The organism is Bacillus bingmayongensis, assembly GCF_000299035.1.
Classification (GTDB): Bacteria; Bacillota; Bacilli; order Bacillales; family Bacillaceae_G; genus Bacillus_A; species Bacillus_A bingmayongensis.
This window is the reverse complement of sequence record NZ_JH921519.1, coordinates 135,735-160,660: the sequence shown is the minus strand read 5'-3', so window position 1 is coordinate 160,660 and position 24,926 is coordinate 135,735. Positions and strand designations below refer to the sequence as shown.

The following is a 24,926-nucleotide window of genomic DNA, read 5'->3' as shown; positions in this document are numbered from 1 at the left end:
ATACAATGACAGCGAATAATGATATTAAAATGGTAATTATTACAGGAATGTCCGGTGCAGGAAAAACAGTAGCTCTGCAAAGTTTTGAAGATTTAGGATACTTTTGTGTAGATAACTTACCGCCGATGTTATTGCCAAAGTTTGTTGAACTGATGGCAGACTCGAAGGGGAAAATGAACAAGGTAGCGCTTGGTATTGATTTACGTGGCCGCGAATTTTTCGAACATTTATGGGGAGCACTTGATGATTTATCAGAACGCACTTGGATTATTCCGCATATTTTATTTTTAGATGCGAAAGATAGCACGCTTGTAACTCGTTACAAAGAAACGAGACGTTCGCATCCACTTGCGCCGACAGGACTTCCGTTAAAAGGAATTGAGGCCGAGCGTAATTTATTAACAGACATGAAAGCAAGAGCGAATATTGTACTTGATACGTCTGAGCTAAAACCGAAAGAATTGCGCGAAAAAATTGTTCATCTGTTTTCAACAGAAAACGAGCAAGCATTTCGTGTAAATGTGATGTCATTTGGATTTAAGTATGGCATTCCAATTGATGCAGATTTAGTATTTGATGTTCGTTTTTTACCAAATCCATATTATATTCCACAGATGAAGCCGTTAACAGGACTTGATGAAGAAGTTTCGTCATATGTGCTCAAGTTTAATGAGACACATAAATTTTTAGAAAAGCTGACGGATCTTATTACTTTCATGCTTCCTCATTATAAAAGAGAAGGCAAGAGTCAGCTTGTAATTGCGATTGGATGTACAGGTGGACAACATCGTTCTGTGACGCTTGCAGAATACCTTGGAAAACATTTGAAACCAGAATATATCGTTCATATATCTCATCGTGATGTGGAGAAGAGAAAGGGCCATTAAGGGATGAAAAAAGAGAGAAAACCTAAAATTGTCATCATGGGAGGAGGAACTGGACTATCTGTTTTATTACGAGGATTGAAGAAATATCCTGTTGATATTACAGCGGTTGTTACAGTAGCTGATGATGGTGGCAGTTCAGGTAGATTACGTGATGAGTTAGAAATTCCACCACCAGGCGACATTCGTAACGTACTTGTTGCGTTATCAGATGTGGAGCCGCTTGTGGAAGCTTTATTTCAACATCGTTTTACATCCGGAGAAGGTTTAACGGGTCATGCATTAGGTAATTTATTATTAGCTGGTATGACTTCGATTACAGGAGACTTTTTCCATGCCATTACAGAAACGAGTAAAGTGTTAAATGTGAGAGGACGTGTTTTACCAGCAGCCAATCAAAGTGTTGTACTTCATGCCGAACTGGAAGATGGGCAAATTGTAACAGGCGAATCGAAAATTCCGTACTTCGGGAAAAAAATCAATCGTGTGTTTTTAACACCGGGTGATGTAGAACCGCTGTATGAGACATTGACGGAAATTCAGCGGGCAGATTTACTTGTCTTCGGTCCAGGCAGTTTGTACACAAGTATTTTGCCGAACTTAATCGTGGAAAAAATCGGTAAAGCTGTTCTTAATGCAAAGGCGAAAAAAGTATATGTATGTAATGTTATGACGCAAGCTGGAGAAACGATGGGGTATACAGCATTTGATCATGTGCAGGCTTTGCATGATCATCTTGGAACACCGTTTATCGATACTGTGATTGTAAATAATCATGATATTCCTGTTGAATTACGTAAACTGTATGCAGAAGAGATGTCTGAGCCTGTTGTGGTTGATGAAGATCGTTTTGCTGAAAGTGACATTCGCTTAATTCAAGATGAATTAGCAAAGTACGATGATCAAGTTGTAAGGCACGATACATTAAAATTAGCTTCTATTTTATATTCGTTATTATAAGCATGCGTTATCTCTGTATGAGATAACGCTACTCATTCATATAGGACAAGATTTTTGTTCCAAAATATCGTATAAGGAGGTGGGGCTGTGTCATTTGCATCAGAAACAAAGAAAGAGCTCACGAAGCTTGAAATGAAGGAGTGCTGTGAGAAAGCTGAATTATCGGCATTGCTTCGAATGAACGGATCACTTTCTTTTTCAAACCGTCGTCTTTCAATTGATATTCAAACAGAAAATGCAGCAATCGCAAGAAGAATTTATACATTGCTGAAAAAAGGATATGACGTGACGGTAGAATTGCTTGTTCGTAAAAAAATGCGACTGAAGAAAAATAATGTATATATCGTTCGGCTTGTTGAGAAATCCCGTGAAATATTAGCGGATTTGCATATTGTTAGAGAAGACTTTTCATTTATTCGTAACATCTCACAAGAATTGATTGAAAAGAAATGCTGTAAACGATCGTATTTAAGAGGTGCATTTTTAGCAGGTGGTTCAGTAAATAACCCAGAAACATCATCTTATCATTTAGAGGTCTTTTCGTTATACAAGGAACATAATGATTCTATATGTGAACTGATGAACGGATTTGATTTAAATAGTAAGACGCTGGAAAGGCGTAAAGGGTACATTACGTATTTAAAAGAGGCGGAGAAAATTACGGAGTTTTTAAACATTATCGGTGCACATAATGCATTGTTAAGATTTGAGGATATTCGTATTGTTCGTGATATGCGTAATTCAGTTAATCGTTTAGTGAACTGCGAAACAGCCAATTTAAATAAAACGATTGGTGCCGCTTTAAGACAGATTGAAAATATTCGTTACATTGATGAAACGGTTGGACTCGATGTCTTGCCAGATAAATTGCGAGAGATTGCACAATTACGTATTAGTTATCAAGATGTAACATTGAAAGAATTAGGCGAGATGGTATCTGGGGGGAAAATCAGTAAATCAGGTATCAATCATCGCTTGCGTAAAATCGATGAAATTGCGGAGAAATTACGCGCGGGGGAACCGGTAGCAAAAAAATAACGGTAAAGGGGAAATGGAGCTATGGTTCAAAAACAGGTTGAGGTTGCATTAAAAAACGGCTTACAAGCACGTCCGGCTGCGTTGTTTGTACAAGAGGCAAATCGTTTTCATGCTGATATTTTCATTGAGAAAGATGGAAAAACAGTCAATGCGAAGAGCATAATGGGGATTATGAGCTTAGCGATTGGATCTGGCAGCAACGTAACGATTATAACAGAAGGTTCAGATGCAGAAGCTGCTTTAGAAGCGCTGGCTGCCTATGTACAAAATAAACAGTAAAAAGCTATCGCATGTAGCGATAGCTTTTTCAAGTGGGGCAATTTTTTTGTATAGTATCGAGTCGCTGATATAAATTATGAAAGAATCCGTTTTTCTCCTTGAAGTTCACGAATCGGTTGAATGTTTTGGGTAAATTCGAGAGTACCCATATATTTTCCATCTGCATTTCGTACTGCGAAGTAGCGAATATATACATATTTATCTTGAAATTGAATCCAAAAATCTTCACAATCTTTTTTTCCAGATTTGAAATCTTCTAAGAGTTTTTCAACGACATGAACGCTTTTTGGAGGATGACAGTTTTGCACTGTTCGACCAATGACAGCTTTCGTGCGGGCAAATATTCGTTCTTTTCCATGAGAGAAGTAGCGCACAACATCATTTTCATCAATGAATGTAATATCAACAGGTAAGTGATTTAACATCAGTTCTAACTGTTTTAAAGATAATATACCTGTTTCGAAACGAATCAGCCCTTCAGATATGGCTTCTTCTTTGATCATATTTCTTTCGGGTTTCCATGTACTTGTAGGACTCGTTAAGCAGTAGCCGATTTCATCACTTTCATGAGCGATTTTTAGCCATTCATCTTCTGTAAGAGTTTGAAGGGCCATTGGAAATAAAATATTTTCTTCTTTAAAAATCATTTCACTTACGTCGTGAATGACGAAAGAAATGCTATCTAAGGCTGATTTTTTATCTTGATTATAATTTACTAATTTTTGTTTTGCCTCTTTAATTGCATCACGAATTCTGTCATCAACGCCCCACATAACTTGAGTTGGTCCGTAAATACCGTATTTCTCTAAATAGGGGAAAAGTAGATTTTCTTTACGGCTATAATGTTTATCAACATCGAGTAATAAATTTAAGTCTTCTATTAGTTTATAAATATTCTCTTCGCTATCTTCTTTCTCAAAACGTTCATAGTGTAATTGAAGTTTGAAATTAACTAGTAGATCAATTTCTTTGTTTTCCATTTTAAATGTATGAATCGGATGACCCGGTTGTTCTTCCTGCTTATTAGATTGATGGATTTCTTCGATGGATCCTTTGAAAACAGCTGTATGCACGGAGCATAAGCGTTGTACTTCTTCCACAGGAATTCCTTCTTCCTCCATGAGTGCCTGTTCGAGTTTTGAAATTTCTGCTACGGTAATATTTCCGATTGCTTCTTGAAACTGTGCTGTTACATCTTCAATGTTTTTTCCGTTATGAAGATCTTTAATAATAGTCTTTAAGATTGTTTGGCGTTCAGAGTTATTTATATTTTCTTGTTCCCTGTTATTAATGATTTCGCTCATAAGAATTCTCCTCTACTCGTTAATGTGAAATCCATTATTTTTAAAAGTTTCCTTTACTGTATGAAGTGAAATTCCTTTCATTCGGCATCCGTTTGGAATTGTCATTATACGGCCGGCTGTTTGGAGCATATTAGGTTTCGTTATATTTTCAAAGCCGAGATCTTTTAAAAGAGGGATAATCTCGGGATATTGGGTAGTTATATCATAGACAGTTTGATGAAAATCAATTAACTTTTTCATTATTCTCACCTCAAAAACAAATGATAGTAATTATCAATTACACTGTAACATAAAGGTAGGAAAAAAATTGTGAGCCAAATCACACATTCATTCTTTTTAACAAGTTTGTCACTTTTGCTTTCATTTTGTTATTCACAGTTGGTGAGATTACGATCTCAAAATTTAGAGAGAAAAAGGGAGATAGCGCAGAGTAAACAGCCTGTAAAAGGCTGTAATGAAGGTTCGCCATCAGTGGAGGATGAAAGCCCCCCGCTGATGGGAGTATCACTAATGAAAGGAGAATGACTTCGAATAGAATATTGATTTAGGACAGTTTGGTATCTGATTATATAATTTCATTTTCCAACCTATTTAGATCGATAAGGAAATAACCATCCTCATCCGTAGCAATTAGTTCATTTTTTCTTAAGTAAGTAATAGTTCGGCTCATAGTTTCTCTTGATGTTCCAATCATGTTTGCGAGTTCACGGTTTGTAAAATGAGTCGTTATTTTATATTTGTCATCTATCCGTACACCATTTGACTTACATAAGCGCAGTAATAGCATAATAATTCGCGCATATGTGTCATGAAGAATTTGTTCTTCCAATCTGTTTTGAAGGTCCACGATTTTTTCTCCAAGAACTCTAAATAATTTAATACATAATTCAGGGTATTTGATTAAAATCATCTCAAAATCAACGATAGGAATGACAATTAATTGGGCATCTTCAAGAATTTCAGCATGCGCAGGGAATGTACCTTTTCGGAAGAAACCAGAGTGAGGGAACATTTCTCCGGCTTGAAGTATAGAAACAATTTGTTCTTTTCCAGATGCATCTGTTTTTTGAATTTTCACTTTTCCGGAGTGAATAAAAAATACGCGGTCAAGTGTATCACCCTGCATAAATACAAATGATCTTGCTTTATACATTCGCATTCGTGAAATTTCTACAATTGGTTGAATTTCTTCTTCTGAAAGTTCTTTAAAGAGGGAAACCCCCATGCCCATCAACTTAAGAGCGGAAACAAAATGAACTTTTGTTCATATGAACTAAAAAACTCTTAAAATATTTGATGTCCTTAAAAGTAAGCACACCGAATAAACCCTAACGGGTTTCATTTTTAAAAAATTATGCAACTTTCTTTTGTTTTCTCAATCCACTATACTCATAGACAACACCCATAATATCAAAGACAGTTTTCTTCTCATATCTGTGGGATTTCCGTCCATTCCTCTGTAAAAGGTTGAACAGGCGGGTTAGGATCTTTGTTATCTCTTGGTTGTTTTGCTGTATTGCTTGATATAACAGAAATAGATGATCTTGGATCATCCCAATCGCTTTATATTCGCTTAATTCTCTTTTCTTCTTTTGTAAAAGCAATTGACGCATTTTAAACATAGTAGAGGAACATAGGAAAATAGCGATTAGATTTCCATATAATTGGCACTCTAATCGTTCCTGTTTTACATTACGATAATGGTCTATCTTGAAGAGTGATTTCCACGTTTTAAAGACAATCTCTATTTGCCAACGTAAAGTATATAATTCATGTACCTGTTCCATCGGAACCCATTCCCAAGGTGTATTCGTCACATACACGTTTAATCCAGCTACCAATTTACTTTTCTCTGAGTACGCTCTATTTTTAGACTTTTCTTTTTCCGCAATCTTCGCTTGCCGCTTTTGAAGTTGCTTTTCTGTTAATCGATTAAAAATAACACGTGCAAATAGTTGTTGTTTATCACCGATATAAGCATGTTTTAATTCAAATGTTTCTCCTGGCTGTAGTTGGTTTAGAAGCCGCTTCACATCGATCTGTATGTATTCCGATTGCTTCTTAATAGCACCGTTTTTAAAGTATTCTGGATTTGGATTTTTCATATATACATTCGTATTTAATTTTAAACGAGACACATAGTATGTACCTCGTTGATCCATTTGGTCTAAGTCTTCCAATGAAAAATAACCTAGATCACGAATACATAAATCTCCTGGTCGTAAGGTATCTAAGCACTCCGTGCCAAATGTTTTGTCATTATTTTTTCCTGGTCCAACTTGAAAGTTAAGAAATTCCCCACTGTGCAGATCATATTCTAATTGAATTTTGATTCCGGCTGTTTGAGCACAGCCTCCAGAGCCTGGATATACATTATCTAAATCATTTGGCACCTGAAATACGGTGGCATCTAGGATACGGATTCGTCCAAAATAAGTGAAGAGATGGTTAGAAATTTGCGTTTGTTCACATATTTTTTGTTGTAACAGTAAAGAAAAAATATGTTGTAAAAACAAAACTGCTTTAGCGTTTAAACGCTTATTTAAGCCCTCAGGGCTGAGTAAAGTACCAGTGGCTGCATGAAGCCTACTACATAATCGTACTAAGGGATCACTTGCTACTCGTTGACTGATCCAAATACAAATCGTAGCTAAGTCTGAGCCAGAAAACTTACGTTTTCGCTTTATAAATCCGATTTCTCTTGCAAGTTTTTCTAAAAATACAGGTGTAATATATCGCTGTAACTCTTCCGCAAACGGTTGTAGTTCATCTTGAATCGAGAGGTTCATAAGAAAACGTCATCCTTTCTAATCTAGCTTGTTTAGAAAGAATAACGTTTTTGGATACTTGGGGGTATTAAAATCTCTTAAGTTGATGGGCATGAGGGAAACCCCCTGTAAGTGTCTTTTTATTATTTCTGACATATATTCCTCACTCCTAACATCATCCCAATGATAGTACTTTTCTTATTAATGTATCCTAAATAGAAAAATGAAGCAGTGATAAAAATCATACTTTTGGTTGAAAATGAGACGAATTTCAAAACAAAATTGGAACTTGTAAGGTTTGTGAAACATAAGAGAGAAGAGAGGGAAGTATACGATTTTCGTGAATGGAGGTGTCTGTTTGGTAATGGATAAAGTGAAACTTTAATCAGTGGGGGTTTTCTTCATCCCCCACTGATTATTAGCCCTCACCAATCGGGCTTTTACGGACAGTTAATCCCACACTTAACTTCTTTGCTTTTGCCGAATTTTGAGGTGGGGGTCTTACTGCCCGTTAATGCGGGATAAAACAGGATTCATTGAAAAGAGGTCGTTATTCCTCTTTTCAACTATCCTGTTTAATTCTTATTTAAGCTTGTGCAATTGCGCGCGGGAATAAAACGTTATTTTCCAAATGAATATGCTCGAACAAATCAGATTCAAGAGCTTCAAGGCGTTGATAGACAAGACGATAAGTGCCACAAGCACCTACTGGAGGAGTAAAGTCATTCGTAACTTTACGAAGTTCTTTAATGATATCACCAGCGTGGTCGTGTTCATTTTCTAATTCATCTACTACTTTGCGTAATTTCATATAATTTTCATCAGTTGGATTTTGTTCAAATGCTAAAATCAAAGGAAAATCTTCTGTTTCTTCTTTAATTAAATGTTGCTCTAATTCTGTTTTTAATTCATGGAATAGCTTATGAATTTGAGCTAAATGTGGTTGTCCTGCTCCATGAACGCGTAACACTTTTGTTACGTATGGGCTTAACAGCGGTAACTCTTCATTTAAATAGCGATGATGTTTATTCAAAATATAATCAATTAATTCACTATAAGAAGCTGTTTTCCAATTAATTTCAGATTCGTTTAATTGTTTTGTTTCGTGATAGAGCGTATTTAACTTTGTTAAAATTTCTTCTGCAGATAAATTTCTTTCATTAATAGCGTCGATAATCGGTCTATTACCACCACAGCAAAAATCTATTCTATATGATTTGAAAAGGTCACTTGCCTTTGGAAATTGTGTAACAATATCACCAATAACGGAATTTTCGGTAAAAATATGTTTCATATGAATACCTCCATAAAGTTTAAATATTTTATCTGGGTTAAGAGTATCAATTATTTAACGTTCATGTGGTGATATATATCACTTATAACGAGTTAATTTCATCATTCGCTATTTTTGTAATTTACAGGATGTGCTACAGGGTTGATAGATAAGATGATACGAATGTAGCTAGAACTAGGTTAAAGATGTGGAGTTAATTATGTAGGAGAAATGTCGTTAATATAAATGAATTTGTGAGGGGAGTGTCCTCGATGCTTCCGCTACCCCATAAGAAAAAAACTATCGCATATGCGATAGCTTTTTTTGTGAAGCGATTCTGAACGAGCCGCTTCCGCTTTTAGTTATATCCAGCTCCGGTGGCAAGCTCTTCGTGTCTAAGAACCTTCCGCATAAGAAGGTAAAAAGCACCTTCTATGCGAAAGAACCTTAGCCAGTCAGAGCTAAACGAGCCACCTCCGCTTTTAAGTATATCCAGCTCCAGCGGCTAGAATAGTCGGTCGTTTCACCCCTTCATTCGAGGCAAAAAGCGCCTCGGAATCAGGGGTTCCAACGCCCTCCTGTTCTAAACGAGCCGCTTCCGCTTTTAATATATTAACGATTTGTAAAGATTTTATCGATTAAGCCGTATTCTAGTGCTTTTTCTGCTGTCATGAAGTTGTCGCGTTCTGTGTCGCGTTCGATGACTTCTAGTGATTGGCCTGTGCGTTCCGCAAGAATTTTGTTTAGTTTATCGCGCAGGAATAGGATACGTTTTGCAGCGATTTCGATTTCAGTTGCTTGACCTTGTGCTCCACCAAGTGGTTGGTGAATCATTACTTCACTGTTTGGAAGAGCGAAACGTTTTCCTTTTTCACCTGCTGCAAGTAGGAAAGCACCCATAGATGCAGCCATACCGATACAAATTGTTGATACGTTTGGTTTAATAAACTGCATTGTATCGTAAATTGCCATACCGGCTGTGATAGAACCACCAGGGCTGTTAATGTATAAGTGAATATCTTTTTCTGGATCTTGAGATTCCAAGAATAAAAGCTGGGAAACGATTGAGTTTGCTACGTTGTCATCAATTGCACTACCAAGCATAATGATGCGGTCTTTTAATAGGCGAGAGTAAATATCGTAAGCGCGTTCTCCACGATTTGTTTGTTCAATTACTGTAGGAATTAAATTCATCTGTTATTTCCTCCTTTGAAAGCTTTCTTAGTCTTATAATACAATTATGGTCAATAAAGGTCAAACGAAACCACTTTAAATCAAAAAAATATGTAGTTGTATCATGATTTATTCGCTATGTTTTTGGAATTCCCTGCTTATGTATCTTCAACATCATAACCGAATTATATAAATTTAAACGTAATAGGAGAAGTATGTTATTTGCAAAAAGCAAAAGAACGCCTTTGTCATAGAAGCGTTCTTTTGTGTGTTATTCTTTTAGAAGATAGGTTACTCTATTTAAAATATGTTCGAGTTGTTTTGCATTTTTACTATACATTTGACTTGCTGATTTTGATTGTGTTTCTAAAGAAAATAATTCAAGATCTGCTTGGCATTTTTTTAAGGAAGCCAACAGTAATGGCTTATCTTGAGGAGACGGCATTTGAATTTTATCATCATAAATATCGACAGTGAGTTGTCCGTAAGAGTCAACTTGTCCAATAAAAACATTTTCTATTAAGACACCGATTTTTTCTAATTCAGCGTGAAGCCAGGCGCGATTATGACCACTGGCTGAAAGTGGTTCATCTAGTACGTTTCCATCCATAATTACCGTCTGTGTTTCTTTGGCAGGTGCTATTTGTAAACCGATATCTTTTGGAGTAAGCGGCTGTTTGTCTCTTTTTAACAAGACATTTAGTTCACCGCCTGACTCCAGTACAGCATATTCAACATCTGCTATGTTAAATGCATTCTTCTTTCTAAGCAGCTCTAGTAATTCATCAATTGTATAATTTTCTTTTTTTAAATTATCCTCAAGAACTTTTCCATCTTTTATAAAAATAGTCGCTTTTCCTTCAATGAAATTTCTGAGCCGCTTGTTTTTTAAGGCAACCATACCTGCGAAAAATGGGACAAGAGAAAAAACAAGCATACTAGAAACACCGTGCCAAAAGTTTCGCTCTAGTCCTGTTGTAACTTCAGCGGCGATGTTTCCGATTGTCAATCCTGCGACATATTCGAAAAATGAAAGCTGTGAAATTTGCCTTTTTCCAAGCAATTTTGTCATTGAAAATAAAATAACTAAGAGAGCGAAGGAGCGTATAATGACAAGCAGCCAATCTGATACATGAGGCATAGTTTATTCCCTCCTGTTTTACCTAAAATCCTTTATATTGAGGTTCTTCTCGTTCTAATACTGAAATTCTATTGTTAAGGTCAGCAATTACACTATCCATTTCCAGCATACATTCATGGAAGACTCGTTTTGCTTCTTCCTCAGCGGCATTTTGTGAAAATGTACTTAAACTTGCTTGCGCACCTTTTAAACTCGCAAGGCATGTTTTTACACTAGCAATAACAGTCATACAAACACCTCTTATCCTTTTGGTTTAAATAGTAATGCTCCGATAAATCCGAATATAATGGCTGCAGATATACCAGCACTTGTGACTTTAAACATACCTGTTATTACACCGACAATACCATGTTTGGCCGCTTCCGCCATAGCTCCATGAACAAGGGCGTTTCCAAAACTTGTAATCGGAACTGTTGCACCAGCCCCTGCAAAATCAATTAAAGGCTCATACAGACCGAACCCGTCTAGTATCGCACCAGCAACAACGAGCGTTGCCATTGTGTGAGCGGGCGTAAGTTTACCGACATCGAACAGAAGTTGTCCAATTACACAAATCAACCCGCCGATTACAAAAGCCCAAAAAAAGATCATTTATTGTACACCTCCAGTTTCAATCGATACTGCATGAGCAATGCACGGAATTGATTCTTGTTGTTGGAATGTAAGAGGGGAAAGCAGTGCCCCAGTAGCTACGACCAGTATTCTTTTGAACTCCCCTTTTTTCATTCGGTTTAATAAATGTCCATATACAACGGTTGCTGAACATCCTGGACCGCTTGCTCCTGCTAATACAGGTTGACCTTCCCTATAAATAAGTAACCCACAATCTTGGAACTGCTCACTTGTTACTTTCGTTCCATGTTTATGCAGTAAATCATAAGCGATTTCACGTCCAACATGGCCAAGATCGCCGGTTACAATTAGGTCATAGTGGGATGCATCAATTTGTCTTTCTCGTAAATGAGCCTCTATTGTATCGACAGCAGCGGGAGCCATTGCACCTCCCATGTTAAATGGGTCTGTTAAGCCCATATCAATAACTCGTCCAATAGTTGCAGATGTAACACGTGGACCTTCTCCTTGATCGCTTAAAAGGGCAGCGCCAGCTCCTGTGACAGTCCATTGAGCAGTAGGTGGTTTTTGTCCGCCATATTCAGTAGGGTAGCGAAATTGTTTTTCAACAGCAGTATTGTGACTGGATGCACCTGTTAATAAATATTTTGCTCCTTTTGCATTTACAATACTTGCACCGAGGGCAAGACCTTCCATAGAAGTAGAACAAGCACCAAATAATCCAATATAGGGAGCGCCGAGTGTACGGCAAGCAAAGCTAGAGGGAGTGATTTGGTTAATAAGATCGCCTGCTAAAATGAATTGAATGTCTTCTTTGCGGAGCTTTGCTTTTTCGGTTGCGCGACTGCAGGCTTCTTCAAATAAAACCTTATGTGCTTTTTCATAAGAATCTTGTCCGAGCCATAAATCTTCATGAAGGGCGTCAAAGTCTTCAGGGATTTTGCCTTTTGCTTCAAATGGTCCACCGATAACCCCTGTTGAGATGATAACTGGTTTATTTTCAAATACCCACGTTCGGTGTCCTTGTAACATTTACATTCCTCCCCATTGGATGAGAATGGTTTTAATAAGACCGATAACAAAAGCGGCAAATACACCAAATAAAATAACAGATCCCGCTAATTTAAACATGTTGCCACCTACTCCAAGGACAAAGCCTTCTGTCTTATGTTCAATACAAGCGGATATAACGGAATTTCCAAATCCGGTAACAGGTACGGCTGTACCAGCACCTCCAAATTGTGCGAGGCGATCATATACGCCAAATCCCGTAAGCAGCATAGAAATAAAAATCAGCGTTGCTACTGTAGGGTTTCCTGCTGAACGCTCTGAAAAATCAAAGTATGTGATGTAGAAGGTGGAAATAAGTTGACCGATTAAACAAATAAAACCACCTACAAAAAAAGCTTTTATGCAATTTTTTAAAACGGGCCTTTTCGGTTCACGTTGTTGCTCAAATTTTTTATATTCTTGTTGTATTGGTGTTAAATCTTTATCTTTACTTGGCATGTGAATCATTCCTTTTCCTTTAGAGAACGTACAATTAAGTATCAGAGTTCATTTCTGAGTGAATTGTTTTGAATTGTTTTTTAATGTATTCTTTGTCTGCTTCTTTTTTCTTAATTTTGTTTTCCAGTTTATCTAATAGCATAAAAATTTTTCGATCAGTACTTATATGAATATCGAAAGTTGGATTTTCGTCTTTCAAGCGTTTTTTGATTTTTGTTTTTAATGATTTTAACTGAAACCTTTCATGATGTTCAGGTTTGGCAGCTAAGTAAAGATCTGTGTTCGAGTTAACAGCTCTGACTTCTAGTATTTCTTCCATAGCAAGTATCTTTTTTTTCGCGTCGTGTGATATAGATTGATTAAAAGACTCTTCCATACTTACATTCGTTAACTTGGGTTCCTTGTTTTTCTCTGTTTTTTTATGTGTTTCTTGTTTCACTTCTTTATCTAAATGACTATTACATCCTGTTATGAAACCTAGTAGAAGCACGAATAACACGGTAATTGTGCCAAATTTTCGCATCGCAATCATTCCATTTCTATTGCTTTATGTAATTCGAGTGAAAAAGGATGATATGGAATCATCCTTTTTCTGTTTCTCAAACAGTGAGTACCATAAGATAAAACAGTACTTTCACTTATTGTTGTCCGTATTGAGGCTCTTCTTGCTGAACTTCTTCCACACGCGGGTTTAAAGAATCAATAATGGATTGTGTTTGCTGTGCAGCTGTTTGGAAAAGTTGCTTTGCTTGTTGGTTATCCGTATCAAGAGCGAAGCCCTCTAAGCTTGCTTGTGCACTTTTTAATCCAGAAACAGTTTGTTTTAATTTTGTAATTACAGTCATTAAATGAAGCCTCCTTTAGAATATGAATTCAAAGGTTATGATTTGTGAATAGGGGTGAAAATATAATTACCAAATTTAGGTTTATATATAAATACAAATAGAAAAAAACGACATAAAACCGTTCTTTTTAGGAGGAAGAGAGGATCCGGCCATGCATAGAAACGGTCAGGGCCTTTTTTATCCCCATGCCGAGTGAAAACAAAGGGAGAAAACGAGTGGAGATCACTTTTTGTTTTCATAGCCGCGGCTTATATGTTGGGAAATCAAAATAGATATAGATATAGCTTTATTTTTGAAGAAATGGTGAGGAGCTTTTTTGTATGATAGTAGTTGCGTACATTGGCATAAGAAGATATAATTACGAGTATATCGTTCATGCGCCCATAGCTCAGTTGGATAGAGCGGTGGTTTCCGGTACCACGTCTGTCGGGGGTTCGAATCCCTCTGGGTGCGTTTTATACCGCGAAAGCCTTACTGTATCTATATTCCTTTGCGAAACCTTTTGGATAAACGTCATGTATTATGCGTAATTATGACACGTTCCAGTCTGAAACGGAAAGGTCTATGTTATTAAGTAAGCGTCACTCAATAACGTTACTAACGCGTAGAAAAATAGTAGTAAGATTAGGGAAACCCCTTGTATGTGATTAGAAATAATCGTGTACAGGGGGTTTTTTCGTTATGAAAAGAATTAAACGTCGTGCTATTGGAAAGCGTCGTGACATCGATACAGATATCGTCCTTTATAAGCCTTCTATTACGGTTAATAGGGCGTTAGAACGTGTTATGGACATTTACGTGTCAGAAGGATATAGAGAACGTACTATAAGCGATTATAGAATGTTTTGGTCGGAGTTCATTAATGTTATTGACCGCCAACTTATTACAGACGTTACGAAAGACGATATAAGGAAATATGTGAATCATCTATTAAAAATTAGGAAGTTATCACCTGTAACGGTTAATATTCGTTTGTCTGCTATCAGGGCGATCTTTAATCGTTTAGAAAAAGAAACGGTTATCGAAAATAACCCTGTTATGGGCGTTAGGAAATTAAAAGTCGACGAACAAAAAATTTATACTTTGACTGACAATCAAATAAAACGTCTATTTGCAATGGTTGATAAGACGTCTTATGCGGGATATAGGGATTATGTAGCTATGTTAGTAATGCTTAAGTGTGGTTTGCGTATTAACGAAGTTAATGCCTTAGAAATTGATGACGTTGACTTTGATAATGGAGTTATTTTATTACCAGGTAGAAAAAACAAGAATCGAAAAAGTCGAGTAATTCCGATGTCTAAAAAAGTTCAAAATGAATTAGCACAATTAGTAACAGAAACAGGAGAGTATTTTGAAGGGTTGGGAACATCTGTATTCGTTAACTCGTTTGGTGAACCTTTGAACCCTGACCATATACGTAAAAGAATGAACTATTACGGGAAGCAAGCAAGTTTAACAAAAGAATGTAGGTGTTCACCACATAGTTTACGTCATACTTTTGCCGTTAACTTTTTGAAAAATGGTGGAGATATAAGGACGTTAAGCCTTATTTTGGGTCATAGTGATTTATCGACTACACAAGTATATCTAAGTTATTCAGATACTCACGTAGTTGAACAGTACATGAAAGCTAGTGATAACGACAATTTAGAAGTTTAAAAAAGAAAAAAGTCCCCAACTGCAATTGGAGACTCAAAACAATTCAAATTCAAAACTAAATACGGATATTCCGTACATTCAGCACCTCCATTATAAATTTTTAAAAAATATAATGCAAGAGGTCTAGTTTCTTATTGTCTTTTTTAGGTAATTAGAAGTGTTGGTGTGCGGTAATTCCGAACGTGGATACCGTGCCCACGAAGGAACGCTGTGAAGTGTACCCTACAATAAACGGGGTCTAATGTAGCCAACGCAAAAAATACATTCGGATAACGGTTGTCGTTGCATTCAGCCGTCTGACGTAAGTGAAGTAAAGGACACAAGCTTTGCATAAAACAAGCCTAAGGGACGTATGTCCTAATAACGATGATAGATAAGACGTTAGCGGTAAAAGGTGTCGGAGGTTCAAAATAAGACATGATTGTACGACTGGAGTTAATTAAGTTACTCGTAAGCGGCGATCATGACACTGATTCACGGCTATGCTTGTACAAGCTTTATTGCAAGGATATGCGGGTTATATAGCGAATCACCCGAAAGGGAACGGTGTTGGGCGTGAGAAACGCATCGTACGGCGTAATACAAAGCCGATAAGCTATATACGGACGGTATAGTAGTTTCATAAGCTATAACCGTTTGGTCGTCAATGCAACCAATCTCAATTCGAGACCTCGGCATCTAAGCCAGTACGAATGGGTGGACGTATTAACCTCGTAAATTTTCGACAGGGGTTACTATGTCCAAAACTACATTCAAATTTCCTAACAAATTCGCCAGTATGAAGGGCGTCAAAAACAAAAAGCAATAAAAATATAAAAAAAGAGGTTGCTAATTATGGATAATAGAGGACTACCACCTGAGGAATTAAAGGAACTTAGACGACAACGGAAGGCAGAAAAGAATAAGGCGAAAATGGCATTGGAAAGACAACGAAAAAGAGAAAAACAGCTTAAAAATGCTGATAAGGAGAAAGAAAAAGCAAAAAGAGAATTTGAGGCAATGAATAATATTGTTAGGGAAAGTGACCAGGCTAAGAAGGTTAGGGGAAAGTTTCAGGAAAAGGCTAAACCAACAATAGGAAAATCAAAGAATAATAAGAAGTGGGAACAGAAAAGGAAAGATAGATATAATCAGCGAGTTTGGAGAGGTTGGCGTGAGAAAGATGGGGAAGAATCACCAGTGATCAGCTACAATATTAAGGATTTAGAAAAGGAAAATTAGAAAATAAAAAATGGAATTAAAGGAATAAATTTCATAGAAACACTTGTTTGTTTGAAGAGAATTTGAGATAATATAGGTACGTGAGTAATTACTATATAGTGTAATGTGACGAAGATTTTGTTCTTATTACGTATACAACGGGTTTTGGAAACGTGCTAGGAATGAGTGTTCATTTAATCATCAACCATTTTCGCAGACAACCACTTTCGCAGAGTGGTTGGGAAATCAGGGGAATCTTTAATTTGTATCGAATATCCTTGATGAATGGATGGTGAACACTTATGTTTAAATTCTTCTATAAGAAGAAAGATTCAGGTACAACGGAATTTTATTTTCATGTTAGTTTTGATGTAGCTGTTTCTGCTGTAATAATTGAAGCTATTAAACAATTTTGGAATATATAGCAATTCGAAAAGGGAATGTGGAGATAATCCATGTTCTCTTTTTATTTTCAAAGCAATTTAAATACTATTAGTAGTACAACTAATCTCGTCAGAGAATGTGTTTCTCGGTGATATAAAAAAGGGAAGGTAAAAAAATATAGATGTGCTTAATATAAGTTAGAACTATTGGTTTTATCTTTAATGAGGAATTGTGTAATTGTGTAATTATTGAGTCATGGGCTTGAAAAAAGGGAAGCGTTGACCGTATAATGAGAGTGCGTAAAGGTTTTTCATTCCAAACGTTGACTATTGTTTCTTTTATAAGTAACATAGTAAGGTTTCCATGATTATTTTTATCCGTTTTCGGATATTACTTAGGTAATAATTTATATTGAATGCCCATTGAATATAAATTATTTTACAAAGAAAAAAGCATCTCAAGTGCTACCAACACTGAGACGCTTTAAATAAAAATATAAGATTATTAATTCTTTGAGTTAATGAAAGCTACTAGAATAGTCGTCGCCAACGTTACTATGCCTAGTATGACACTGAAAATTGCACATAATGCAATGATTGTAGTTGTGTCCATAAACTCACCTACTTTCTATGAAGCTTTTCGTACGCCAATACGAAAGGCTTTTTTCATGTTTCTATTATATCTGATGTTGGCTATTAATTCCAAGAGGTGTTCCGATGGAGAAATCTTCCCCTAGCATGTTCAAACTAGTAGCAACTCAAATTAATAGAATTTGTTGCATTTCGCGTTACTTCTTGATGTCTTCCCCTATTATATTACGTTTCAAAACAAGACACACGATATATGTATAAATTTTCTTTTTGGACATGGTGCGTTTTGTTATACATCCTTGTCCTTCGTAGTACAAATACTATGAAATCACATTTCTAAATCCATGGCAACAGTATGCTTTACAAAAATGCTGTCAATGTGTTTTGGAAAAAAACGATATGTACTAGAGAAATTTATTTCTCCATTATCAATACGCAAAATATCCCTTATAAATAAACAATGAAAATTCATATCTGTATATAGAAGGGATTTTGATACCCTTAAATAGGGTTATATGGAGTGCATTTTGTGATTTTCCTTAAGGAATAATTGGATTTTACTGATTTGCGGTTAGATCGTGCTTGCATTACATTAAATTTGAGTTTAGCGTTCTCGTTTTTCGACCATTACCCTATTTTGAATCCTGCTTAATAGCAGGGTTCTTTTTTATTATTGACGCTAGTGTTCGCAAATCATTGAATTTACGTTTTAAGGCGTCTATCTTTCGTTTTAAGAGTTTCAGAATGCAAATATACTAGAAATCACAAAAAACCCGCTAAACATCAAAATATGACGTCTAGCGGGTGAATTCTTGTTTATTCTATTATCGTTTTGTAACCAATTTCGACATATCAAACAATCCATTGGCTGATAAACCAATTGCAATTCCTATAAAAATAGATTCAGAAATAGGGTATTGGTGTGATAGAAACATAGCTAACATCCCAAGTAATACAGACGATAACGGTAAAAAGCGTTTTGGAATGTATTCGTATCTTTTCACCATTTCGTTTATACCCACAATTAAAGCTGTTATAAATCCTAATTCAATCATGAATATGATTCCCCTTTAATTAATTATATTCTTTTAAAGAAAAGATTAAGTTCTTTTAGTAGCACCCCGCCCGTTACCTATTTTTGAATTAATAAGTAACCCTACCCGTTACCTATTCGTGAATAGATAGGGGAAGGGTACTGTTACCTAATGAGTTTTAAATGGTCACAGCGGACGTTCCCTATTATTGTAAAAAATCCTGAACCATTTGTTATTGATGCTAACATCTAACATTCGTGAATCACATATGAATCGCGTGGACGTATTGGAAAAGGTGAAAGGTTTATTGTTGTTACCTAAATTGGAAATGATGACAACGCGACAAGTTGCGGAATTTTACGAAGTAGACGTGAGACATTTGAACGTTCTATATGTACGATTTCGAGAAGAACTCCTTTCTGATGGGGTAAAAACATTAAAATCACAAGAGGTAAAGCAATTAAAAGGTGAACTACAAGATGTTGTTACCCTTGAAGACGTAGGAATAGGGAAGTATACAAGTTCGACTAATTTATATCCACGCTGTGCAATCTTACGCGTTTGTATATTACTTAGGATATGGACACGATCAGGAAAGGTAATGAAGATATGCGGAAATAGTTAGTTTTAATTAATAAGCACACGATTTCAGCATATGTGTTTGATAGCTAGTGGGAAGAGGATGGAAACCCTTGATATACCGTTAATCACAAGTTTTAAGCATGACCAAGGGTGCGGGATTATTAAATTACGATTACTTGAGAATCTTAAAAATGACGAAAAATCCCACAAGAACAACGTGTTTTTTGAATGTAGTTTTAAACGTTGATATAACAACAATGAAAGCGTATAAAAAATCTTAACATAATTGTAACATTTCTTTTCTTGTTAAAAAGGCTGATAGACGGGACTACTATATAGAGAGAGTTAAACGAAATAAATAAACGTTAATTAAAATTGATTTAGCGTTAGCTAAATACGAAGTTAAGGCGGAGTCTGTTTATCTTGCGATAAACCGTTATTAAAGATAAAAGATACAATTCGGACTAACGTCCTCATTGGGGCTTCGCCCCTTGTTTTGTTTAAAAAACATAAAGAATAATTCTTACTTCTAACAAACTAAGAGAAGAAGTATTAGGATAAACTTTTCTGCTTTGTTGCTGTAAATTTCATATTCCCTTCCTTACCTCGCGAACGGATCGCGGTTTTCTTTTTATTTTAAATTTATTTTCCCAATCTGTCCGAAACCTCTTGTAAAAGTTCCTCGTAGTTAGCTATATAGTGGGAAAGTCCTACAGGGCTTTATTTTTTTATTCTAAGGAGGAACTGAATTTGTCGGCAAATGCGGGGAGTATTAGTGTAGACGTTGCAATTGACTTAACGGCGTTTAACAGAGGAATGCAAACATTACAAAGCGGCTTACAACGTACAACTTCAAATTTAAATCAAATGGGTAACGAAATCCGTGAATCGGTTCAACGTCCATTAAGTAATATGCAATCGTCTATTTCAGATACAACTAGACGATTCAGCGAAGCGACAAGCGAATCACGTCGTTTCACTCAAACATTGCAACAAACTGGAAACGCAAGTCAAGGAATGCGTCAAGTTGCGGGTGCGGTCGAAGAAGTACAGAAGGAAATGTTGAAAGCTTCTTATTCAGCGGACGGCACGGCACAAAAGATTAATGAACTTGGAACAGATTTACGAAGATTAACGGCTATCAAAATAGATGTATTGAACCGTGAATTCGAACAAATGGCAAGAGAATCAGGACAAGCCGAAAACAGCGTCGAAATGCTTGCTAGAAAACTAGAAATGCAACGCGGCGTAATGAGTACCCTTGACGGAACTATTAAGGCACACGAAAAAGCGTTAGAACGTTTGAAAACTACTTACGGCGAAAATTCCCGTGAAGTTATGGAACACAAACAAAAGCTTCTTGACCTAAAAAGTACGTATTCACAATTAGATAATCAGATTCACCAAACACAAAACCAAGTCAATAAAGGGTTCGACTTCGGAAGTATTACAAGCGGTTTATCAAACATGACACAAGGAATTGGCGAAGCAACGAATTCTTTCGGCGGTCTAGGTGCGGTTATCTCCAAAAGCCCTCTTGCGATGGCGGGTGTGGCGTTTGCTGGCGTTGGTATCGCGGCGGGTAAAATGGCGATTGATAACGATAACGCACAAGCAAAAATTCAGGCAAGCTTAGGAACGACAAAAGCGGAAGCTGAACATTTACGTGATTCAGCAAGGGACGTTTGGCGTGAGGGCTTCGGCGAAAATATGACACAAGTTTCGGGCGACCTTATCACCGTTAAAAAGAACATGCGTGAAATCCCTGTTGAAAAATTGGGAGAAATGACGAAGAACGGGGAAATCCTTGCCCAAACATTCGGCGTTGATGTTAACGAATCCACGCGGGCGGCTAACAGCTTAATGAAAGAATTCGGCGTTACTGGTACAAAAGCTTTCGATACATTAACGGTCGGCTATCAACAAGGACTTGACTACTCAGACGACTTCCTCGACACGATTCGCGAATATTCGCCATTGTTCCAAAACGCTGGATTCTCCATTGATGAGATGATGAACATACTTATTTCGGGGGCTGAACAAGGGGCTTTCAATCTCGACTATGTAGCCGATTCAGTCAAAGAGTTCAACATCCGTGTTAAAGACGGTTCAAAAGGCGTTGCGGAGGCATTCGACCAACTAGGCGGAAACGCGAAAGCAACGTGGGAAAAGTTTAACGAAGGTAAAGCGACGTCAAAAGAAGTAATGTCCGCGGTTATACAAGACCTAAAAGCACAAGACAACCAAGTAACACAAAATCAGCTTGGCATAGCACTGTTCGGAACAAAATGGGAAGATTTAGAAGCTGATGTAATGCTTGCACTTGACCCAACAATTCAGAAACTTGGAGAAGTCGAAGGGGCTACGGCAAAAGCGGGCGACGCTGTTAAGAACACATTAGGCGGAAGCCTTAAAGAATTAGGTCGTGAAACTTCGACTTTCTTCGAACCATTAACGGAGTTAATCGGAAAAGGAATCGAAGGGGCAAAAGAGTTAGCCCACAACGTCAATGAAGCAAACAATTCAATGGCTGAATCAGGAAAGCCCGTTAAGGATATGTTTGATAAAGAATTACCTGAAGGAATTATGAAGTCAGCGGAAGGCTTCTCAAAATTGAATTCCGAAAGTCAATTAAAACTTCAGGAAATGTATTCAAGTAGTTCCGCGATCACACAGCAAACCCGTGATGACATGGCGGCGAAGTTCGATGGAATGAAAAACGATGCGGTTACTAAATTGCAAGAACGTCATGGTATTGAAATGCAAATGCAAAAAGACTACTTAAATACACAAACAAGTCTGTCACAAGAGGAAAAGAACAATCGTTTAAATGCGTTATCTGAAAAGCACCAAGGCGAAATTCAATCGTTAAACGATAAGAATGCACAAGCGAAACGCGTTCTTGACCTTGCTATGAACGATGAAAACGGCTTGACACAACAACACTACAATACGTTGAAACAGCTGATGGATAGTTATTACACTTCTTCATTAAGCAATATGAACGCTTCGGAATCTCAAAAAGCGTCAATCAAAGACCAATACAATGCATACATGCACAACAAAGAAGTCGACGCGGCAAGTAAATTGATTAAGGTCGCTGAAGAAACGAAGACTAGAAACATTCAGATTGCTAAGGATGGATATCAAGAAAAGCTTGCGACAATCGAAAAGGGCGTTCGTGATGGTACGATCTTATCGGAAAAAGAAAAGAACGATAAAATTCGAATTGCAAAAGAAGAATTCGACGGAATTGTTCGTAGTGAAGAATCGAAGGTTGAAAAAGTCAAAGGTCTTAATCAAGACATGGCAAACGACACGAAAGCTTCCGCACAAGATTTAGCAGACGGGTCAATCGGACACTTCCGCACATTAGCGACTGAAACAGATTTACAATTCAACTTCGCTAGGGATTCCGCTATCGGTCAATTCCAAGAATTAGCTAAAACCCTGAATTCTGACAGTGCGGGAATTACCCGTGACGTTACTGGTGAATTTAACGGCATGAGTACAACACTTGGCGGAATGACAATCAATTCGCCAACGATTAACCCACCTAAGATTCCTGAAATCACGGCAACGCCGATCACATCAAATGTTGGCGGACAATCCATTACACTTCCGCAATTCAATTTAGGTTGGAAGATGTTCGCAACGGGCGGTATTGTAACAGGTACAACACCCGCAATCATTGGTGAAGCGGGCGACGAAGCGGTTGTTCCGTTATCTAACAAATCCAAGATGAAACCATTCGCGACGGCGGTCGCTGATATGATTGGCGATAAAAAAAGTTCAGATTCTACTGGTAATCAGACGGTTATTAATATTAACATGGATGGGTTAGTAGTACGCGAAGAAGCTGATATCAAGAAAATTGCTGATGAACTTGAACGAAGAACACGTTTCGCGGAACGTGCGGGCGGGAACTTTGTATACGCGTAAGACTAAGGGGGGCGAAAGCCCTCTTTTTTATTTTTAAAATAAATATCCCAATTTGTCCAATTCTCCTTGTTAAATGGTCGATTAGTTAACACATATAATAGGGAAAGCTTAACGGCTTGTTTTCCTTATGTCAATCAATTCAGATACAACTATTAAGTTGTGTTCCTGCTTAAAACGGGGCGTCGATATTCGGCGTCCTTTTTCTATTTCAAACAATAAAATTCACATATCACACGGAGGTCATTTCATGGAAAACAACAAAGCATTAGACATCATGTTACACGGTAAAACAATACGTTTCTTTAGAAGTTTAAAAGGCGTATCTTGCCGAGAACTAGCCGAGATTAGCGGCGTTAAACAATCATTACTTCACAAGTTCGAAACAGGTCGTCGCAGCATAACTCAATTATCGAATTTCCGTATCACACGGGCGTTACAAAGCATGGGGCTTGGTTTAGATGAGATTTTAGTCATCAACTTATATGTAATCCAAAAACACGGGGGGATTGTAACCAATGAGTAAGAAGTTAACACCACAACAAAGGGATTTCGTACAAGAAGCATTTTATCGTAAAAGAAATAACGAAAGCTATTCTAGCATTGCCGAATCGCTTGGAATTAATCGTCGCACATTATTTACGTATAGAAATTGTGAAGAAGGTCGTCAAATCGAAAAAGAATTGCGTCAGAAACTCATTGACCAGGCGTTTGAGGAGATAATGGAAAACGTGATTGATAAAGCAAATAAGGGTTCGTTCCAACATGCAAAATTGTTTATGCAGGTCACTGGCAAGTTGAAAAATGAAGAAATAAAAGCGAAGCAAGAAATCAACATTACTAACGAAGTAACGCCAGACGTGTTCGCACAAATTGATGCGTTACTACAACAATAGGGGGACATGGAATTATGGAAATTAAAACAATATTAGAACAAGCAAATGAGATTATCGAGAAGTATGAAAATAAGAGATTGGAGTTACAAAACCAACTGGTGAAACTGGACGAGGATATCCGTTACATGCAAAGTGAGGTGGAACGGGATTTCCAACAAGCTGTAATGAATGATGGCAGCATTAACACACGATTGAAGAACGACCTTGATGCATTATTAGTTACACGCCAACAGGTCGTAAAGATGCTTCATGGTTTTGACGGGTTATTACAAAACGCTTTAACTGGACTTTGTGAAGAGGTACAAAAGGAAACACAATCTATTGTAAATAGTATTCGTACTAGAGAAGCGGAACTAGAGGAAGAATTGAAGAGTTTGAAGTTAGCATACTTACAAAAGCTAGTCCAGTATCACGACGAATTTGAACAAGGTGCGTCTACATTATCAAATTATCGTCAACTTAACGAACGTTTAGGAATCCGTGGGGAAGATATCCGTGGTAATCGTATTATTGATTTAGACAGCACGAGTCAGCGTGGGAATCACTTCAAAGCGTTGTTTGAACCTACCGTTAATGAAGCACGTGACGCATTGCTTACGGGGGCACTTTCTTATTCAGCACAACAGTACGCGGAACAATTGGTTAAATAATAAGCACAATCAAATAAGTATCACAGCAAAGCCCTATGACGTTAAAATGCGTTGTAGGGCTTCTTTTTTTTTCGTTATATGAATAACTCAATTTACTTGGGACATTACAATACACGCACGGACGTGATAGACGCGTTAAAACGAGTGTGCAAACCCACGTAACCGCCCAAATACGCACTAAATATAATTACAACAAATGAGAACGAATCCTACGGTAACCCGTGTCATTACTAGGTTTATGC

Annotated in this window: 27 protein-coding genes and 1 tRNA gene; 14 read left to right on the top strand and 14 right to left on the bottom strand. The window is 37.1% G+C overall.

What is annotated here, in order from left to right; translation table 11 throughout:
* The first annotated feature begins 5 nt into the window (after positions 1–5).
* The 4 genes from rapZ (at position 6) to Y7E_RS0121915 (ending at position 3,161) form a co-directional block, all read left to right on the top strand.
* The gene (gene rapZ, locus Y7E_RS0121930) at positions 6–887 is read left to right on the top strand and encodes an RNase adapter RapZ (protein WP_017153387.1); all 882 of its coding nucleotides are present in this window, start codon (positions 6–8) and stop codon (positions 885–887) included.
* Positions 888–890: 3 nt separating this feature from the next.
* Positions 891–1,844 carry a gluconeogenesis factor YvcK family protein gene (locus tag Y7E_RS0121925; protein ID WP_017153386.1) on the top strand — a complete coding sequence of 318 codons (954 nt, stop codon included), beginning with the start codon at positions 891–893 and terminating at the stop codon, positions 1,842–1,844.
* 87 nt (positions 1,845–1,931) lie between these two features.
* Positions 1,932–2,882, top strand: coding sequence for a DNA-binding protein WhiA (whiA, locus tag Y7E_RS0121920; protein ID WP_017153385.1), 951 nt, complete (start codon positions 1,932–1,934; stop codon positions 2,880–2,882).
* A gap of 21 nt (positions 2,883–2,903) precedes the next feature.
* Complete coding sequence (locus Y7E_RS0121915; RefSeq protein WP_006096515.1) at positions 2,904–3,161, top strand: HPr family phosphocarrier protein; 258 nt, start codon at positions 2,904–2,906, stop codon at positions 3,159–3,161.
* 74 nt (positions 3,162–3,235) lie between these two features.
* Here Y7E_RS0121915 and Y7E_RS0121910 read toward each other — a convergent pair whose 3' ends face one another.
* The 13 genes from Y7E_RS0121910 to Y7E_RS0121850 all read right to left on the bottom strand — a co-directional run bounded on the left by Y7E_RS0121910 (position 3,236) and on the right by Y7E_RS0121850 (position 13,747).
* Entirely contained in the window at positions 3,236–4,465 is a 1,230-nt protein-coding gene (locus tag Y7E_RS0121910) for a DUF438 domain-containing protein (RefSeq protein WP_017153384.1), read from the bottom strand.
* 12 nt (positions 4,466–4,477) lie between these two features.
* On the bottom strand, positions 4,478–4,705 hold the full coding sequence (locus Y7E_RS0121905; RefSeq protein ID WP_017153383.1) for a DUF1858 domain-containing protein: 228 nt from the start codon (positions 4,703–4,705) through the stop codon (positions 4,478–4,480).
* A 325-nt stretch (positions 4,706–5,030) separates the two neighbouring features.
* On the bottom strand, positions 5,031–5,690 hold the full coding sequence (locus tag Y7E_RS0121900; RefSeq protein ID WP_017153382.1) for a Crp/Fnr family transcriptional regulator: 660 nt from the start codon (positions 5,688–5,690) through the stop codon (positions 5,031–5,033).
* A gap of 127 nt (positions 5,691–5,817) precedes the next feature.
* On the bottom strand, positions 5,818–7,254 hold the full coding sequence (locus Y7E_RS0121895; protein ID WP_017150272.1) for an IS4 family transposase: 1,437 nt from the start codon (positions 7,252–7,254) through the stop codon (positions 5,818–5,820).
* 565 nt (positions 7,255–7,819) lie between these two features.
* On the bottom strand, positions 7,820–8,527 hold the full coding sequence (ric, locus tag Y7E_RS0121890) for an iron-sulfur cluster repair di-iron protein (protein WP_017153381.1): 708 nt from the start codon (positions 8,525–8,527) through the stop codon (positions 7,820–7,822).
* A gap of 591 nt (positions 8,528–9,118) precedes the next feature.
* Positions 9,119–9,700, bottom strand: a complete 582-nt coding sequence (clpP, locus tag Y7E_RS0121885; RefSeq protein ID WP_017153380.1) for an ATP-dependent Clp endopeptidase proteolytic subunit ClpP — start codon at positions 9,698–9,700, stop codon at positions 9,119–9,121.
* Between the two features lie 250 nt (positions 9,701–9,950).
* Positions 9,951–10,820, bottom strand: a complete 870-nt coding sequence (locus Y7E_RS0121880; protein WP_017153379.1) for a DUF421 domain-containing protein — start codon at positions 10,818–10,820, stop codon at positions 9,951–9,953.
* A 22-nt stretch (positions 10,821–10,842) separates the two neighbouring features.
* Entirely contained in the window at positions 10,843–11,049 is a 207-nt protein-coding gene (locus tag Y7E_RS0121875; RefSeq protein WP_017153378.1) for a DUF1657 domain-containing protein, read from the bottom strand.
* An 11-nt stretch (positions 11,050–11,060) separates the two neighbouring features.
* On the bottom strand, positions 11,061–11,411 hold the full coding sequence (gene spoVAE, locus Y7E_RS0121870) for a stage V sporulation protein AE (RefSeq protein WP_017153377.1): 351 nt from the start codon (positions 11,409–11,411) through the stop codon (positions 11,061–11,063).
* Positions 11,412–12,425 (bottom strand): stage V sporulation protein AD, encoded by a 1,014-nt coding sequence (spoVAD, locus tag Y7E_RS0121865; protein WP_017153376.1) that lies wholly within the window; start codon positions 12,423–12,425, stop codon positions 11,412–11,414.
* Positions 12,426–12,902, bottom strand: coding sequence for a stage V sporulation protein AC (gene spoVAC / locus Y7E_RS0121860; protein WP_017153375.1), 477 nt, complete (start codon positions 12,900–12,902; stop codon positions 12,426–12,428).
* A 34-nt stretch (positions 12,903–12,936) separates the two neighbouring features.
* On the bottom strand, positions 12,937–13,425 hold the full coding sequence (locus tag Y7E_RS0121855) for a YhcN/YlaJ family sporulation lipoprotein (protein WP_017153374.1): 489 nt from the start codon (positions 13,423–13,425) through the stop codon (positions 12,937–12,939).
* Positions 13,426–13,540: 115 nt separating this feature from the next.
* A complete protein-coding gene (locus Y7E_RS0121850) occupies positions 13,541–13,747 on the bottom strand; it encodes a DUF1657 domain-containing protein (protein ID WP_000216162.1) in 207 nt (68 codons plus the stop codon).
* A gap of 377 nt (positions 13,748–14,124) precedes the next feature.
* Here Y7E_RS0121850 and Y7E_RS0121845 point away from each other — a divergent pair.
* From Y7E_RS0121845 to Y7E_RS34820, 5 genes are all read left to right on the top strand, one after another.
* Positions 14,125–14,200 (top strand) — tRNA-Arg (locus Y7E_RS0121845).
* Between the two features lie 228 nt (positions 14,201–14,428).
* Positions 14,429–15,409, top strand: a complete 981-nt coding sequence (locus Y7E_RS0121840) for a tyrosine-type recombinase/integrase (protein ID WP_017153373.1) — start codon at positions 14,429–14,431, stop codon at positions 15,407–15,409.
* Between the two features lie 482 nt (positions 15,410–15,891).
* Positions 15,892–16,023: a hypothetical protein gene (locus Y7E_RS34825; RefSeq protein ID WP_272942959.1), complete on the top strand. Its 132-nt coding sequence runs from the start codon at positions 15,892–15,894 to the stop codon at positions 16,021–16,023.
* A gap of 220 nt (positions 16,024–16,243) precedes the next feature.
* A complete protein-coding gene (locus Y7E_RS0121835; RefSeq protein ID WP_017153372.1) occupies positions 16,244–16,630 on the top strand; it encodes a hypothetical protein in 387 nt (128 codons plus the stop codon).
* 281 nt (positions 16,631–16,911) lie between these two features.
* A complete protein-coding gene (locus tag Y7E_RS34820) occupies positions 16,912–17,034 on the top strand; it encodes a hypothetical protein (RefSeq protein WP_017153371.1) in 123 nt (40 codons plus the stop codon).
* 1,373 nt (positions 17,035–18,407) lie between these two features.
* Here the strand turns inward: Y7E_RS34820 and Y7E_RS0121825 are convergent.
* Entirely contained in the window at positions 18,408–18,638 is a 231-nt protein-coding gene (locus Y7E_RS0121825) for a phage holin family protein (RefSeq protein ID WP_017153370.1), read from the bottom strand.
* 217 nt (positions 18,639–18,855) lie between these two features.
* Here Y7E_RS0121825 and Y7E_RS30215 point away from each other — a divergent pair, with 217 nt between their 5' ends.
* The 5 genes from Y7E_RS30215 to Y7E_RS30210 all read left to right on the top strand — a co-directional run bounded on the left by Y7E_RS30215 (position 18,856) and on the right by Y7E_RS30210 (position 24,684).
* Positions 18,856–19,242, top strand: coding sequence for a hypothetical protein (locus Y7E_RS30215; protein ID WP_237741407.1), 387 nt, complete (start codon positions 18,856–18,858; stop codon positions 19,240–19,242).
* Positions 19,243–19,949: 707 nt separating this feature from the next.
* On the top strand, positions 19,950–23,141 hold the full coding sequence (locus Y7E_RS0121815; protein ID WP_017153368.1) for a phage tail tape measure protein: 3,192 nt from the start codon (positions 19,950–19,952) through the stop codon (positions 23,139–23,141).
* Positions 23,142–23,388: 247 nt separating this feature from the next.
* A complete protein-coding gene (locus tag Y7E_RS0121810; RefSeq protein WP_017153367.1) occupies positions 23,389–23,664 on the top strand; it encodes a helix-turn-helix domain-containing protein in 276 nt (91 codons plus the stop codon).
* A complete protein-coding gene (locus Y7E_RS0121805) occupies positions 23,657–24,034 on the top strand; it encodes a phBC6A51 family helix-turn-helix protein (RefSeq protein WP_017153366.1) in 378 nt (125 codons plus the stop codon). The genes Y7E_RS0121810 and Y7E_RS0121805 overlap by 8 nt, the downstream gene beginning before the upstream one ends.
* 125 nt (positions 24,035–24,159) lie before the next feature.
* Positions 24,160–24,684: a hypothetical protein gene (locus tag Y7E_RS30210; RefSeq protein WP_154652052.1), complete on the top strand. Its 525-nt coding sequence runs from the start codon at positions 24,160–24,162 to the stop codon at positions 24,682–24,684.
* Positions 24,685–24,926 lie beyond the last annotated feature (242 nt).

Excerpts from the sequence above, each read along its gene's own strand:
- rapZ (WP_017153387.1), top strand. The coding sequence starts at position 6 with ATGACAGCGAATAATGATATTAAAATGGTAATTATTACAGGAATGTCC.
- Y7E_RS0121925 (WP_017153386.1), top strand. The coding sequence starts at position 891 with ATGAAAAAAGAGAGAAAACCTAAAATTGTCATCATGGGAGGAGGAACT.
- Y7E_RS0121915 (WP_006096515.1), top strand. The coding sequence starts at position 2,904 with ATGGTTCAAAAACAGGTTGAGGTTGCATTAAAAAACGGCTTACAAGCA.
- Y7E_RS0121910 (WP_017153384.1), bottom strand. The coding sequence starts at position 4,465 with ATGAGCGAAATCATTAATAACAGGGAACAAGAAAATATAAATAACTCT.
- Y7E_RS0121905 (WP_017153383.1), bottom strand. The coding sequence starts at position 4,705 with ATGAAAAAGTTAATTGATTTTCATCAAACTGTCTATGATATAACTACC.
- Y7E_RS0121900 (WP_017153382.1), bottom strand. The coding sequence starts at position 5,690 with ATGGGGGTTTCCCTCTTTAAAGAACTTTCAGAAGAAGAAATTCAACCA.
- Y7E_RS0121895 (WP_017150272.1), bottom strand. The coding sequence starts at position 7,254 with ATGAACCTCTCGATTCAAGATGAACTACAACCGTTTGCGGAAGAGTTA.
- ric (WP_017153381.1), bottom strand. The coding sequence starts at position 8,527 with ATGAAACATATTTTTACCGAAAATTCCGTTATTGGTGATATTGTTACA.
- clpP (WP_017153380.1), bottom strand. The coding sequence starts at position 9,700 with ATGAATTTAATTCCTACAGTAATTGAACAAACAAATCGTGGAGAACGC.
- Y7E_RS0121880 (WP_017153379.1), bottom strand. The coding sequence starts at position 10,820 with ATGCCTCATGTATCAGATTGGCTGCTTGTCATTATACGCTCCTTCGCT.
- Y7E_RS0121875 (WP_017153378.1), bottom strand. The coding sequence starts at position 11,049 with ATGACTGTTATTGCTAGTGTAAAAACATGCCTTGCGAGTTTAAAAGGT.
- spoVAE (WP_017153377.1), bottom strand. The coding sequence starts at position 11,411 with ATGATCTTTTTTTGGGCTTTTGTAATCGGCGGGTTGATTTGTGTAATT.
- spoVAD (WP_017153376.1), bottom strand. The coding sequence starts at position 12,425 with ATGTTACAAGGACACCGAACGTGGGTATTTGAAAATAAACCAGTTATC.
- spoVAC (WP_017153375.1), bottom strand. The coding sequence starts at position 12,902 with ATGCCAAGTAAAGATAAAGATTTAACACCAATACAACAAGAATATAAA.
- Y7E_RS0121855 (WP_017153374.1), bottom strand. The coding sequence starts at position 13,425 with ATGCGAAAATTTGGCACAATTACCGTGTTATTCGTGCTTCTACTAGGT.
- Y7E_RS0121850 (WP_000216162.1), bottom strand. The coding sequence starts at position 13,747 with ATGACTGTAATTACAAAATTAAAACAAACTGTTTCTGGATTAAAAAGT.
- Y7E_RS0121840 (WP_017153373.1), top strand. The coding sequence starts at position 14,429 with ATGAAAAGAATTAAACGTCGTGCTATTGGAAAGCGTCGTGACATCGAT.
- Y7E_RS34825 (WP_272942959.1), top strand. The coding sequence starts at position 15,892 with ATGCTTGTACAAGCTTTATTGCAAGGATATGCGGGTTATATAGCGAAT.
- Y7E_RS0121835 (WP_017153372.1), top strand. The coding sequence starts at position 16,244 with ATGGATAATAGAGGACTACCACCTGAGGAATTAAAGGAACTTAGACGA.
- Y7E_RS34820 (WP_017153371.1), top strand. The coding sequence starts at position 16,912 with ATGTTTAAATTCTTCTATAAGAAGAAAGATTCAGGTACAACGGAATTT.
- Y7E_RS0121825 (WP_017153370.1), bottom strand. The coding sequence starts at position 18,638 with ATGATTGAATTAGGATTTATAACAGCTTTAATTGTGGGTATAAACGAA.
- Y7E_RS30215 (WP_237741407.1), top strand. The coding sequence starts at position 18,856 with ATGCTAACATCTAACATTCGTGAATCACATATGAATCGCGTGGACGTA.
- Y7E_RS0121810 (WP_017153367.1), top strand. The coding sequence starts at position 23,389 with ATGGAAAACAACAAAGCATTAGACATCATGTTACACGGTAAAACAATA.
- Y7E_RS0121805 (WP_017153366.1), top strand. The coding sequence starts at position 23,657 with ATGAGTAAGAAGTTAACACCACAACAAAGGGATTTCGTACAAGAAGCA.
- Y7E_RS30210 (WP_154652052.1), top strand. The coding sequence starts at position 24,160 with ATGCAAAGTGAGGTGGAACGGGATTTCCAACAAGCTGTAATGAATGAT.